The following is a 203-nucleotide window of genomic DNA, read 5'->3' on the forward strand; positions in this document are numbered from 1 at the left end:
GAACCGCATGGCGTTGCGGATCACGTGCACGACGCAGGTTTGGACCACGGTGTCGGGGAACGCGCCGCGGATCGCATCGGGCAGTCCGGTCAGGCCGTCGCAGCAGGCGATCAGGATGTCTTTCACGCCGCGGTTGCGCAGGTCGGTGACGACCTTGGCCCAGAACTTCGCCGCTTCGGTGTCGGCGATCCAGAGTCCGAGGG

1 protein-coding gene is annotated in these 203 nt (G+C 67.0%); it reads right to left on the reverse strand.

The annotated features are described in order from the left end of the window. Nucleotides 1-203, reverse strand: a 203-nt coding sequence (locus tag H5411_RS46880) for a transposase (protein WP_183128066.1), incomplete at both ends; no start/stop codon positions are given.

This window comes from Amycolatopsis echigonensis, from assembly GCF_014174495.1.
Lineage (GTDB): Bacteria > Actinomycetota > Actinomycetes > Mycobacteriales > Pseudonocardiaceae > Amycolatopsis > Amycolatopsis echigonensis.